The organism is Pseudomonas sp. p21 (genome assembly GCF_001642705.1).
In the GTDB taxonomy this organism is placed as follows: domain Bacteria; phylum Pseudomonadota; class Gammaproteobacteria; order Pseudomonadales; family Pseudomonadaceae; genus Aquipseudomonas.
In genome coordinates, this window is record NZ_LWBV01000004.1 from 12,377 (window position 1) to 24,358 (window position 11,982).

Genomic DNA, 11,982 nt, shown 5'->3' on the forward strand with positions numbered 1-11,982 from the left:
CTCATTGCTCATGCACCTGCACACTGGCGGTCATCCCCGCACTCAGGGTCACCCCCTCCGGCACCTGGTCCAGGCGAATCCTCACCGGTATGCGCTGCGCCAGACGCACCCAGTTGAAGGTTGGCTCAACCTCCGGCAGCAACTGGCTGTCCGGGTTGCTATTGCGGTCGGTGATACCGCGGCTGATGCTCTCAACATGCCCTTGCATCGGCTCGCCCGCGCCCATCAGCCAGACTTTCACCGCATCCCCCACGCGAATGCGCGGCAGCTTGGTTTCCTCGAAATAGGCCTGGATATAGAAGGTTGAATCGTCCACCAAGGCCATCACCGACTCCCCGGTGTTCACATAGTTGCCCTCGGCCAGGCGCAGGTTGGTGATATGCCCGCTGCGCGGTGCCCGCACTTCACTGCGCGCCAGGTTGATCCTGGCAACCTGCAACTGCGCCTGGGCCTCGTGCAGCTCACCGCGGGCTATGGCCGCATTGATCTGTGCATTTTCCCGCAATTCGGCACTGATCGCCTCCGGCCCCAGGGCGGTACGCCGGGCCGCTTCACGCTCGCGCAGGTGCAGTTGCTGGGTGCGGGTCTCGGTCACGGCGCTGGCCTGGTCGAAGGCCGCCTGGAAGCGCTCGCGATCGATGCTCATCAGCAGGTCGCCGGCCTTGACCTGCTGGTTGTCACGGGCCTTCAGCTCGCGCACCCAGCCAGACACATCGGGGGCGATCACCACCACATCGGCGCGCACGCGGGCATCGCGGGTCCAGGGAGTGAGCATGTAGTACTGCCACAGCTGATAGCCGGCGAACACGGCAAGGGCCACCACACACAAGGTGACCAGGGTACGTACGGCCGCACGCATCGAAACACTCCTTTATAAGGTTCCCAGCAGTCGCACCACCAGGAACAACACACAAACGAACAGCGCCGCGTCGAACAGCGCCTCATGCCAGATCCAGCGCCCCAACGGCGTGGCCTGCACCACCAGACGCAGCAAGCCGGTGAGCACCAGCGCCAGCAACACATAAACCAGAAAGGGACTGAACAGCACGCCGCCCACTTCCCACTCACGCAACCCCATGGGCTTCCTCCTGCCAGCGGCACCACTTGCCCCAGCTTTTCTGCAATTGCAGCACCGCCCCTTCGGCCAACCGCAGCGGATCGCTTGAGGGTAGCCGGCGCAAGGCGCCAATGAACTGTTCGCTCGCAGCATCCAGGCGCTGACCACGCCCGGGCGCCGGCCCCTTGGCCAGCACTGCCTCTACCTGCTGCAGGTACTCGCGCTCGGCCCGCCCTAACGGGGCCTGGGCAACCGCCAGGCACATGCGCAGGTGCACCAGTTCATCGCCGATATCCAGGCCGTGCAGGCCATCGTCCCAGCGCTGGCGCTCGCTCTCGGGTAGGTCGCCGGCATGCCGCGCCAGTTGCATCAGGCGGTCGGCCATGCGCCCGCCAAACCAGCTGTCGGCCCCGCGCAGGTCGCGCCGGGTCAGGCGCACCAGGTCGCTCTGGGTCGCCGCGCGCAGACGCCGGCCCAGCCAGGCCGGGTGGCGAAACACCAACAAACGGAAGGCCATCACCGCCGCCGACACTCCCACCAGCATGGCCAAGGCACTGTTGAGCATGCTGGCCACGCCGAACTGCATGGCGTTGAGCGGCGACACCAGCACGATGAAGTGCAGGCAATAGGAGGTAGCCGTCGCCCCGGTCCGTGGGTGAGCCATGCCCAGTGCCCCAAAAAACAGCGGCACGCCCATGCCCAGGCTGAGCATGGCAAAGCTGCTCCATTGCGGCAGCAGTATCTGCCCGACCAGAAACGCCGCGGGTATCGCCAGGAAGATCCCGCGCAAAAAGCTCAGGCCGATCTGCGCACCGTTCTCGCGGCTGGCGAACAGGCTGCAGACCACGCAGGTCAGCACCAGGCCCCCCGGTGCCGAAGGCCAGGCGGTGGCCAGCCAGAAGCCGCTCATTACCAGAAAGGCCAGCGCACTGCGTGAGCCGAACAGCAAGGCCAGCGACCAGTCGCGGTGCGCGGCCAGGCCTTGGGACACATCCTTGGGTGCCCTGCCCGCCTCCACATCCTCCAGCGCCTGGCTGGCGGCCATGGCGTAATCCAGCAGTAGTGCCATGCGCGCCAGGCAGAAGTGCTCCGCCGGGCTGATCTGTTCATCGTGGGCGGCATCCCAGATGCGCTGGCGCAACAACAACAGGCTGGGCTGGTCGGGCTTGCCCAGCAGTGCCCTCACCTCCTCCAGCCAGGGCGCCAGGCGTTCGGCTTCGCGCTCATCAAGTTGCCGCCATTGCCGGCGCACCGAGCGGGAGATGCGCAGCAGCACCATCAGTTTCTGGCTCAGGCCACGAATGGCGCGGGCACGCTGGCGCCCGCGGGTGCCTTCGAACCAGGCGTGTTCGCGCTGGCTGTCGATGGCAACGATACGCCCCAGGCTCTCCAGCAAGCCTTTGCGTGCCTCGTCTTCGCCGCCCAGCATGGCACTGGCGGCCTGCAGGCCATTCTGGCAGGCCTGGCGGGCCTGCCCGCCCAGTTGCTGCTCTACCCGCATGGGCCAGAGCAAGGCACTGCTGGCGGTGGCACAGAAGATACCCAGGCAGATCTCGGTACAGCGCGCCACAGCCTGGTCGAACACCTGCAAAGGGTGGTTGATAGCCGGCAGGGCGATGATCGCCGCGGTGTAGCCAGCCAGCACGAAGGCATAGGCCCAGGCGCTGCGCAGCTGGGTGGAGGCGGCAGTACACAGGGCCAGCCACAGGGCCAAGGTAAGCAGGAACAGCCATGGGGTCTGGGCGAACAGGCCGATGAACAGCACCGACGCAAACGTACCGACCAGGGTGCCGGCCAGCCGCGCCAAGCCCTTCTGCACCACCATGCCCGACAGTGGCTGGGCGACGATGAAAGCGGTCATCAGTGCCCAGGACGGTTGCTCCAGGCCCCAGCGCATCGCCAGCCACAACGCCAGGCCACCACCGAGCAGGGTCTTGATGGCGAACTTGAGGGCGAGGCTGCTGGGGGCGAACAGGGCCTGGAGGGTGATGGGCACGAGGCGGACCTTGCGGGGATGTTCTTGTAGAAAAGATAGACAATGATGGGAAGGATAAAGCAGAGACGATTAATTAGCTAGCTAATCATCTTTATGATCGACCGGTCCTCCTGTGCGGACCTCTTCGCGGGCACGCCCGCTCCCACAAGGATCGCGCAAAATCCGAACCCTGTGGGGTCGCTACAGGCAACACAAAAATTGCAGGCAAAAAAATGGGCGACCGAAGTCGCCCTAAATGCCTTGCGTGCTCGTGTACCCGGAAGGTCAGCGCGGCTTGCGCTTGTTCGAGTCCTTCCAGATGAAAATGCCCAGACCAGCAAAGAAGGCGACCATCAACCCGACCGTTACCACTCCGGCGATAACCACGTTGTCGAAGAACATGCTGGCCTCCCCATTCGTTTGCCGTTGTCCGATGGGTGCAAGTTAACCAATGTGGGGGCGGGAAAAATTGATCGGAGTCAATGGTGCCCGGGGCCGGGCACGCGAGGCGGGTGCAGGGTTGACCTGCGTCAAGTTTCAGCGCTTCTTCGGCTTGCCCTTGGGCTTCTTTTTCTTGGTGGTGTTCAACGGCAGGGCCTGCTCGAACGCATTGCGCATTTCGTTCAGACGCTTTTCCTTGAGGTCGTGGACGCGCTTGGCGCGTTCGGCATCGAAATCGATGAGGTTGTCTTGGCTCATGGGTGGGCTCGACGATCAACTGAGACTTGCATGATGAAGCCAGGCACGGGCGCTGACCAGCCCCGCGTCAGACTTCGATGTCCACCAGCAGCCCCTGGCGTACGTGCTCGCCCATCAAGGGTGCCACCGGCACGGTGTTGTCGGCGTTGACCTCGTCCCCCGGCATCGCAGTGTAGCGTTCGTCGTCGCCCTTCTGCCGGCGTTGCTGCTGGCGGCGCTGCTCATCGCGCAGCAGCAGCGCCTGCTCCCGCGGGTCACGCTGGTGCTTGAGGTCGATGGCACTTTCACCGGATGCAGGCTGCGTCGGCACCACCGGCTTGATGTCGGGGGTCGGTTTGACCGGGTCCTGTTGCGAGGTCACCGGGGCGGCACTGAGCGGAATGATCGGCGGCAGCATGGACGTTCTCCTATGCCCCTGTATCGGCGGGCGCGGGTTTACCTTGATGGCATGCACGACACTTATTCAGCTTCGTCGTCAGGGTCGTCGTCGCTTGGCTGGCTGGCCTCGCTCCAGGGCCGCTTGTACACCTGCTGCCAGACCGCGTCCATGTGCTCGCGCAGCACCTGCGGCGCGCCTTTGAGCGAGGCGCTGTCCTCGCGCTCACCACCGATCGGTTCTTCACCTGCCGGGGTAATCAGCGACTGGCCGGTGATGCTGTAGCTGGCCTGCCCTTCGCGCATCTCGATGGCGATGTCGTGCGGGTCGATACCGCCGCCACAGAAGGCGTGGCTGGCAACCGTCACCTCGGCGACACCATCCTTGTTCAGGTCGCCGACATCGCTGACGTCGTTATAGAAGTCCACATCCAGGTCCAGGCCCGGGCAGGTGGTTTCCTGCTCGATCTGCCAGCGCGCCTTGAACGCGTCGCTTTCGGCGGTGCGCCCGTACAGCGTGGCCTTGAGTACCACCTTGTCCACTTCCTGCTCGCTTTCCGGGTCGCTGGCCTGGCCATCGCTGCGGCTCAATACCAGCAGGCCCTCACCGTCGCGGTCACGAAAGTGCACGCTCTTGATCGGCGTCTGCACGCCCAGTACCTCAAGCTGCTCCATCGGGATGGCGGGCAAGGTTTCGAAGTTTTTCTGCTCGCAGGCGGCCAGCAGCAGCAGGCTGCCCACGGCCATCGAAGTGCTGATCCAGCGGTGCTTGGCAGACATGTTGATCCGAGGCCCTCGTCGCAGCACGGTGGGGGGCGATGAAGCGGCTAGACTGTTGCACTAGCTTTCGCACTTCGGCACCTTTCGATGCGCTCGGCACTTTGGTCTGACCGGCCGATCCGTTAACATAATCGGCTTTTTCATCGCGGGAGTTCAGGCAGTATGGCGCAGCAGTATCAACCGGGGCAACGCTGGATCAGCGACAGCGAAGCAGAGCTCGGCCTGGGTACCATCCTGGCGCAGGATGGCCGCCTGTTGACCGTGCTCTACCCGGCCACTGGCGACACCCGCCAGTATTCCCTGCGCAATGCGCCGCTGACCCGCGTGCGCTTCTCGCCAGGTGATCAGATCACCCACTTCGAAGGCTGGAAGCTGACCGTGCGCGAGGTCGAGGACATCGACGGGCTGATGGTCTACCACGGCCTGGACGGGCAGAACCAGCCGCGCACCCTGCCAGAAACCCAGCTGTCGAACTTCATCCAGTTCCGCCTGGCCAGCGACCGCCTGTTCGCCGGTCAGATCGACCCGCTGTCGTGGTTCAGCCTGCGCTACAACACCCTGCAGCACAACAGCAAGCAGATGCAGTCGGCGCTGTGGGGCTTGGGCGGCTGCCGTGCCCAACCCATCGCCCACCAGCTGCACATCGCCCGCGAAGTCGCCGACCGCAGCGCGCCGCGCGTTTTGCTGGCCGACGAAGTGGGCCTGGGTAAAACCATCGAAGCCGGCCTGGTGATCCACCGCCAGCTGCTGTCGGGCCGCGCCAGCCGCGTACTGATCCTGGTGCCGGAAAACCTCCAGCACCAGTGGCTGGTGGAAATGCGCCGCCGCTTCAACCTGCAGGTGGCCCTGTTCGACGCCGAACGTTTCATCGAAAGCGACGCCAGCAACCCGTTCGAGGATGCCCAGCTGGCGCTGGTGGCCCTGGAGTGGCTGGTCGACGACGAAAAGGCCCAGGACGCGCTGTTCGCTGCCGGCTGGGACCTGATGGTGGTGGACGAAGCCCACCACCTGGTCTGGCACGAAGACCAGGTCAGCGCCGAATACGGCCTGGTCGAACAGCTGGCCCAGGTGATCCCGGGCGTGCTGCTACTCACTGCTACCCCCGAACAACTCGGCCAGGACAGCCACTTCGCCCGCCTGCGCCTGCTCGACCCCAACCGGTTCCATGACCTTGCCGCCTTCCGCGCCGAAAGCGAACACTATCGCCCGGTGGCCGAAGCCGTACAGGAACTGCTCGACGAAGGCCGCCTGTCGCCCAAGGCCCACGCCACCATCCAGGGCTTCCTGGGTGCCGAAGGCGAAGCCCTGCTGGCCGCGGTCAACGACGGTGATACCCAGGCCAGCGCGCGCCTGATCCGAGAACTGCTCGACCGCCACGGCACCGGCCGCGTGCTGTTCCGTAATACCCGCGCGGCGATCCAGGGCTTCCCTGAGCGCCAGCTGCACCCTTACCCACTGGCCACGCCCGAGCAGTACCGCGACCTGCCAGCAGGCGAACATGCCGAGTTGTACCCGGAAGTTGCCTTCCAGGCCCAGGGCGAGGTGGCCGATGACGAGCGCTGGTGGCGTTTCGACCCGCGCGTCGACTGGCTGATCGATACCCTGAAGATGCTCAAGCGCACCAAGGTGCTGGTGATCTGCGCCCATGCCGAAACCGCGATGGACCTGGAAGACGCCCTGCGCGTACGCTCCGGCATCCCGGCCTCGGTGTTCCATGAAGGCATGAGCATCCTCGAGCGCGACCGCGCCGCCGCCTACTTCGCCGACGAAGAGTTCGGCGCGCAGGTGCTGATCTGCTCCGAGATCGGCAGCGAAGGCCGCAACTTCCAGTTTGCCCACCATCTGGTGATGTTCGACCTGCCAGCACACCCCGACCTGCTCGAACAGCGCATCGGCCGCCTCGACCGTATCGGCCAGAAGCACACCATCCAGCTGCATATCCCGTACCTGCAGGACAGCCCGCAAGAGCGCCTGTTCCAGTGGTATCACGAAGGCCTGAACGCCTTCCTCAACACCTGCCCTACCGGCAACGCCCTGCAGCACCAGTTCGGCCCACGCCTGCTGCCGCTGCTCGAAGGTGGCGAAAGCAAGGCCTGGGAAGCCCTGGTGGCCGACGCCCGCAGCGAGCGCGAACGCCTGGAAGCCGAACTGCATACCGGCCGTGACCGCCTGCTGGAGCTCAACTCCGGTGGTGCCGGCGAAGGCCAGGCGCTGGTCGAGGACATTCTCGAACAGGACGACCAGTTCGCACTGCCGATCTACATGGAGACCCTGTTCGACGCCTTCGGCATCGACAGCGAAGACCATTCCGAGAACGCCCTGATCCTCAAACCGAGCGAGAAGATGCTCGACGCCAGCTTCCCGCTGGGCGACGACGAAGGCGTGACCATCACCTACGACCGTGGCCAGGCGCTATCGCGCGAGGACATGCAGTTCCTCACCTGGGAACACCCGATGGTGCAAGGCGGCATGGACCTGGTGTTGTCCGGCTCGATGGGCAACACCGCCGTGGCGCTGATCAAGAACAAGGCGCTCAAACCCGGCACCGTGCTGCTTGAACTGCTGTTCGTCAGTGAGGTGGTGGCACCGCGTAGCCTGCAGCTGGGCCGTTACCTGCCACCGGCGGCATTGCGCTGCCTGCTCGATGCCAACGGCAACGACCTGGCGTCCCGCGTGGCCTTCGAAACCCTCAACGACCAGCTGGAAAGCGTGCCGCGCGCCAGTGCCAACAAGTTCGTCCAGGCCCAGCGTGACGTGCTGGCCCAGCGCATTGGCAGTGGCGAGGCCAAGGTCATGCCGGCCCACGTCGAGCGCGTGGCCGAAGCCCAGCGCCGCCTGACAGCGGAAGCCGACGAAGAACTGGCCCGTCTGGTCGCGCTGCAAGCGGTCAACCCGAGCGTGCGCGACAGCGAGATCGAGGCGCTGCGCAAGCAGCGCGAAGAGGGCCTGGCAATGCTGGAAAAGGCCGCACTGCGCCTGGAAGCCATTCGCGTGCTGGTGGCTGGCTAGTCCCGATCCAGAGCTCCCATAGGGCTGCCTTGTGCTGCATCCTGTGGGAGCGGGCGTGCCCGCGAAGCAGACACCGCGGTGAATGGCACCGGCGTCGCCGGTGTTCGCGGCGGTTCGACGCCTCGACACGCCCGCTCCTACAGAGGCAAACTCTATATTCCGGGCTGCGATCAGGTTCATAACCAAATCGTAGGAATCAATGTGCTATTAGTCAGGAAGGCTTAAACACCTCTTCCTATACTGCCTCTGGACAGTCTGCACAGGGTTGTAGCGCAGACGAGTGAAAACTCGATCATGAGGCATTCCATGGAGTGGCTGGGGCTGCAACTGTTCGTCGACCTGCCGGCAACCGGGCGCATCGTCATCGATTGTCGGCATGAACCGTTCCTGGTTCTGCTCGCCTACTTCGTCGCCTGTGCGGCCTGCTTCGCCACTCTGGACATGGCCGAGCGCCAATCCCACAGCGAAGACCCCACCGCCCACCGACAATGGAACATGCTCGGTGCCTGCTGCCTGGCCGGTGGTATCTGGGCCATGCACTTCATCAGTATGTTGGCCTTCCAGGCACCAGTGGAAGTGCATTACGACGCGTCCCTGACCATCCTTTCGCTGCTCATCGCCCTGGCCGTCGCCTGGCTGGCCATGCACAGCCTCGACCGCAGCCAGATGCGCGCACACCATTACCTGCAAAGTGCAGTGCTGATCGGCCTGGGGATCATTCTCATGCACTTCGTCGGCATGGCCGCCCTGGAAACCGGCGCCCGCCAGTACTACCAGACCGGCCTGTTGCTGGCCTCTGCCACCATTGCCATGCTCACCAGCCTGGCAGCGCTCTGCCTGGCCCGCTACTTCCGTCATGGCAGCGGTACCCTTCACCAGGCCATGAAATATGGCGCCAGCCTGCTGATGGCCGGCGGCATCGTCGCCACCCACTTCACCGCGATGTCCGCCATGACCCTGGTCATCCCGGCCGACACCGCCCTGCGCCTGCCCTCTGGCGACAACAGCCTGCAACTGGGGCTGGGCATCGGCTTCATCACCCTGCTGATCAGTGGTGCCAGCATCAGTAGCGCGCTGGCCGACAAGAAGCTGCAAAGCAAGGAGCACGACCTGCGCCGGGTCAGCGTGCTGCTCAGCCAGCTGGACCAGGCCCGCGCGTCGCTGCAGCAGGCCGCGCACTACGATGCCCTGACCAACCTGGTCAACCGCCGCGGTTTCAACCAGGTGTTCGCCGAACGCCTGGCCGAACACCAGGCCACGGAAAACCGCCTGGCGGTGATGTTCCTCGACATCGACCATTTCAAACGCATCAACGACAGCCTCGGCCACGACGCCGGCGACGAACTGCTCAAAGTGATCGCCGGCCACATCAAGGCCGCCACCCGCAACCACGACCTGGTCGCGCGCTTTGGCGGCGACGAGTTCTGTGTGGTCACCAGCCTCAACAGCCGCGACGAAGCCCGCCACCTGGCCCAGCGCATCATGCAACGGATGAAAGAACCCATCGATCTGGGCGGCCGACGCATGGTCATGACCACCAGCATCGGCATCAGCATCTTCCCCGACGACGGTACCACCGCCGAAGAGCTGCTAAAGCATGCCGACCTCGCCCTGTACCAGTCCAAGGGCAGCGGACGCAACAGCCTGAACTTCTTCAACGACAGCCTGAAGACCCGGGCCTCGATTGCTTTGCAACTGGAAGAAGAACTGCGCCTGGCCCTGCTCGAGGAGCACGGGCTGTGCGTGCACTACCAGCCAATCTTCGACCTGCGCAGCAGGCAAGTGGCCAAACTGGAAGCCCTGGTGCGCTGGCAACACCCGCAACACGGCCTGCTCGGGCCCGAGCGTTTTGTCGCCATCGCCGAAGCCAATGGCCTGATCATCGACCTCGACCTGTGGGTACTGCGCCATGCCTGCGCCGACCTGGCCTACCTGCAGCGCCACGGCTACGGCAGCCTCAAGGTCACGGTCAATTGCTCGGCCGTCACCCTCAGCCACGACGAACTGCCCAACGAAGTAGAGAAGGCGCTGTTCCACGCAGGGCTCGCGCCCTGGCAGCTGGAACTGGAAGTGACCGAGAACGCCCTGATGGGTGACGTCCAGCGCACGGTCAACCTGCTCAAGCGCGTGCGCGCTCTGGGCGTGGCGCTGTCAATCGATGACTTCGGCACCGGCTACTCGTCACTGGCCTACCTCAAGCGCCTGCCGCTGGATGTGCTGAAGATCGACCGCAGCTTCCTGCAGGATGTACCGGGCAGCCAGAAGGATCGCGAGATCGTACAGGCGATCATCGTCATGGCGCATACCCTGCATTTGCAGGTGGTCAGCGAGGGCGTGGAAACCACCGAACAGCTGACGTTCCTCGAAGCCCACGGCTGCGACTACCTGCAAGGCTACCTGCTGGGCCGCCCGGAGCCGCTGGCCGAACTGCGGCCGCTACTGGAGCGGCTGCAGCGCCAGAGCGGTGTGTTCAACCCTTGCTGCGGTACAGTTCAACCAGGGTCGCCGGATCTTTTTGCAGGTACCCCTGGCTTGCGTGCAGGCGCATCAATTGCGCAGCGAGGCCACTGAGCGGCGTCGCCGAGCCTTGCTCGCGGGAGAACTTGACCGCGCCATCGAGGTCCTTGAGCAACGTGCGCACGTGCCACTTGATCGGTTCGAAGCGGCTCTCGGCCATTTGCGGCGCGAGGATCTGCAACGGTTTGGAGTCGGCAAAGCCGCCAGCCAGCGCTTCGGCGATCAGCGTCGCATCGACACCGGACTGTTCAGCCAAGGCCACCACTTCGGCGATCACCAGGGCATTGCAGGCCACGATCATCTGGTTGCAGGCCTTGGTCACCTGGCCCGCCCCCACCGCCCCCATGTGCGTCACACGCTGGCCAAGTACCTGCAGCACCGGGCGGGCGCGCTCCAAGTCGGCCGCCTCGCCACCGACCATGATCGCCAAGGTGCCGGCTTCGGCCCCGGGTGTACCACCGGACACTGGCGCATCCAGCCAGGCCATGCCGCACAGTGCTGCCAGTTCGGCGGCCATCTCACGGGTGGCGGTGGGTTCGAGGCTGGAAAAATCGATCAGCAACTGGCCGCTGCGCCCGCCCTGGGCAATGCCTTGTTCGCCGAACACCACCTCACGCACCACGGCCGTGTCGGCCAGGCACAGCAGCAGCATGTCGCTGTCGCGGCACAGTTCGGCAGGGCTGCTGGCCAGGCGCGCGCCGGCGGCGACCAGTGCGGCGCACTTGTCCGGGCTGCGGTTCCATACGGTCAGCGGGTAGCCCGCGGCCAACAGGCGCCGGCACATGGGCAGGCCCATCAGGCCGATGCCGGCGAATCCAAGCGAAGGTAGTTGTGAGCTCATAAATGACTCCAGACAAATTCGATATCGATCCGGGCCGCTTTGCGGCCTTCGCGGGCACGCCCGCTTCCACAGGACCGGTGCTGGTCTGGAGAACAACATCTGACCTGTGGGAGCGGGCATGCCCGCGAAGGGCTGCAAGGCAGCCCCCATTACGCATCCCGTAAACTGTTACCGCCACGCCGAATTGTTACTTCCCTCTACCCGCCCTGAGCGCCCTCAAGCACCAAAACGAGGCTGCTGCGCATTTTCGCGCACCAAAAACGATCATGCCTCTGCCGGGCACTTCACCTGGATCACGATAAACGGCGAAACCACCACCGCCCAGATCTCTGGATCGCGGCTTTGCAGGTCCTGGGCCTGCTCGGCCGTCACCGGCCCAACAGTGCCATCACTACGCCACTTGGCGAAGATCTCGCTGCGATTCTCGGCCATCGCCTCGGCAACGGCGATCAGGTCGAGACTTGGGTCGACCCAAATCAGGTCACCCTTGGCCCAGAAACGCTCCAGCGCTTTCCACTCGATGATTGCCGTCTCGCCAAGCAATTTGGCATAGAGGGTGCTTGTTTGATCAGTCATGGGTGGTATCCGCAAAAATCGGCCAATAAAAAAGGTCGGCATTTTTGCAGAAAAACCCGGTTTCAAATATGTAATTTGGTCGATTGATCCCGAACTTGTGGGGTGGGGTCGCAGATACAGGCAGTTTGATGGCGCCTTTCTGTATCTTTGTGT

At 64.3% G+C, this 11,982-nt stretch carries 11 protein-coding genes; 2 read left to right on the forward strand and 9 right to left on the reverse strand.

What is annotated here, in order from left to right:
• Position 1 precedes the first annotated feature (1 nt).
• From A4C63_RS13525 to A4C63_RS13545, 7 genes are all read right to left on the reverse strand, one after another.
• Positions 2-859 carry an HlyD family secretion protein gene (locus A4C63_RS13525; RefSeq protein WP_063913096.1) on the reverse strand — a complete coding sequence of 286 codons (858 nt, stop codon included), beginning with the start codon at positions 857-859 and terminating at the stop codon, positions 2-4.
• A 12-nt stretch (positions 860-871) separates the two neighbouring features.
• Positions 872-1,078, reverse strand: coding sequence for a DUF1656 domain-containing protein (locus tag A4C63_RS13530; protein ID WP_063913097.1), 207 nt, complete (start codon positions 1,076-1,078; stop codon positions 872-874).
• Complete coding sequence (locus A4C63_RS13535; RefSeq protein ID WP_063913098.1) at positions 1,065-3,053, reverse strand: FUSC family protein; 1,989 nt, start codon at positions 3,051-3,053, stop codon at positions 1,065-1,067. Before A4C63_RS13535 ends, A4C63_RS13530 begins: the two co-directional genes overlap by 14 nt.
• Positions 3,054-3,317: 264 nt before the next feature.
• The gene (gene ccoM / locus A4C63_RS26930; RefSeq protein WP_003254862.1) at positions 3,318-3,434 is read right to left on the reverse strand and encodes a cytochrome c oxidase subunit CcoM; all 117 of its coding nucleotides are present in this window, start codon (positions 3,432-3,434) and stop codon (positions 3,318-3,320) included.
• A gap of 135 nt (positions 3,435-3,569) precedes the next feature.
• Positions 3,570-3,731, reverse strand: coding sequence for a hypothetical protein (locus A4C63_RS26565; RefSeq protein WP_172827524.1), 162 nt, complete (start codon positions 3,729-3,731; stop codon positions 3,570-3,572).
• Between the two features lie 67 nt (positions 3,732-3,798).
• Positions 3,799-4,128: a hypothetical protein gene (locus A4C63_RS13540; protein WP_063913099.1), complete on the reverse strand. Its 330-nt coding sequence runs from the start codon at positions 4,126-4,128 to the stop codon at positions 3,799-3,801.
• Between the two features lie 62 nt (positions 4,129-4,190).
• Positions 4,191-4,886, reverse strand: a complete 696-nt coding sequence (locus tag A4C63_RS13545; protein ID WP_063913100.1) for a M949_RS01915 family surface polysaccharide biosynthesis protein — start codon at positions 4,884-4,886, stop codon at positions 4,191-4,193.
• 162 nt (positions 4,887-5,048) lie between these two features.
• Between A4C63_RS13545 and rapA the strand changes: the two genes are divergently transcribed.
• Positions 5,049-7,895, forward strand: a complete 2,847-nt coding sequence (gene rapA / locus A4C63_RS13550; RefSeq protein ID WP_063913101.1) for an RNA polymerase-associated protein RapA — start codon at positions 5,049-5,051, stop codon at positions 7,893-7,895.
• Between the two features lie 306 nt (positions 7,896-8,201).
• Positions 8,202-10,466, forward strand: a complete 2,265-nt coding sequence (locus A4C63_RS13555) for a bifunctional diguanylate cyclase/phosphodiesterase (protein WP_063913102.1) — start codon at positions 8,202-8,204, stop codon at positions 10,464-10,466.
• Here the strand turns inward: A4C63_RS13555 and A4C63_RS25675 are convergent.
• Positions 10,366-11,253, reverse strand: a complete 888-nt coding sequence (locus A4C63_RS25675; protein WP_082888331.1) for an NAD(P)-dependent oxidoreductase — start codon at positions 11,251-11,253, stop codon at positions 10,366-10,368. The two genes, A4C63_RS13555 and A4C63_RS25675, sit on opposite strands and share 101 nt — an antisense overlap.
• A gap of 264 nt (positions 11,254-11,517) precedes the next feature.
• Positions 11,518-11,829 carry a DUF2288 domain-containing protein gene (locus tag A4C63_RS13565; RefSeq protein ID WP_063913104.1) on the reverse strand — a complete coding sequence of 104 codons (312 nt, stop codon included), beginning with the start codon at positions 11,827-11,829 and terminating at the stop codon, positions 11,518-11,520.
• Between the last annotated feature and the right edge of the window lie 153 nt (positions 11,830-11,982).

Coding starts and splice junctions, on each gene's coding strand:
- A4C63_RS13540 (WP_063913099.1), bottom strand. CDS start 4,128: ATGCTGCCGCCGATCATTCCGCTCAGTGCCGCCCCGGTGACCTCGCAA.
- rapA (WP_063913101.1), top strand. CDS start 5,049: ATGGCGCAGCAGTATCAACCGGGGCAACGCTGGATCAGCGACAGCGAA.
- A4C63_RS13555 (WP_063913102.1), top strand. CDS start 8,202: ATGGAGTGGCTGGGGCTGCAACTGTTCGTCGACCTGCCGGCAACCGGG.
- A4C63_RS13530 (WP_063913097.1), bottom strand. CDS start 1,078: ATGGGGTTGCGTGAGTGGGAAGTGGGCGGCGTGCTGTTCAGTCCCTTT.
- A4C63_RS26565 (WP_172827524.1), bottom strand. CDS start 3,731: ATGAGCCAAGACAACCTCATCGATTTCGATGCCGAACGCGCCAAGCGC.
- A4C63_RS13565 (WP_063913104.1), bottom strand. CDS start 11,829: ATGACTGATCAAACAAGCACCCTCTATGCCAAATTGCTTGGCGAGACG.
- A4C63_RS25675 (WP_082888331.1), bottom strand. CDS start 11,253: ATGAGCTCACAACTACCTTCGCTTGGATTCGCCGGCATCGGCCTGATG.
- ccoM (WP_003254862.1), bottom strand. CDS start 3,434: ATGTTCTTCGACAACGTGGTTATCGCCGGAGTGGTAACGGTCGGGTTG.
- A4C63_RS13525 (WP_063913096.1), bottom strand. CDS start 859: ATGCGTGCGGCCGTACGTACCCTGGTCACCTTGTGTGTGGTGGCCCTT.
- A4C63_RS13545 (WP_063913100.1), bottom strand. CDS start 4,886: ATGTCTGCCAAGCACCGCTGGATCAGCACTTCGATGGCCGTGGGCAGC.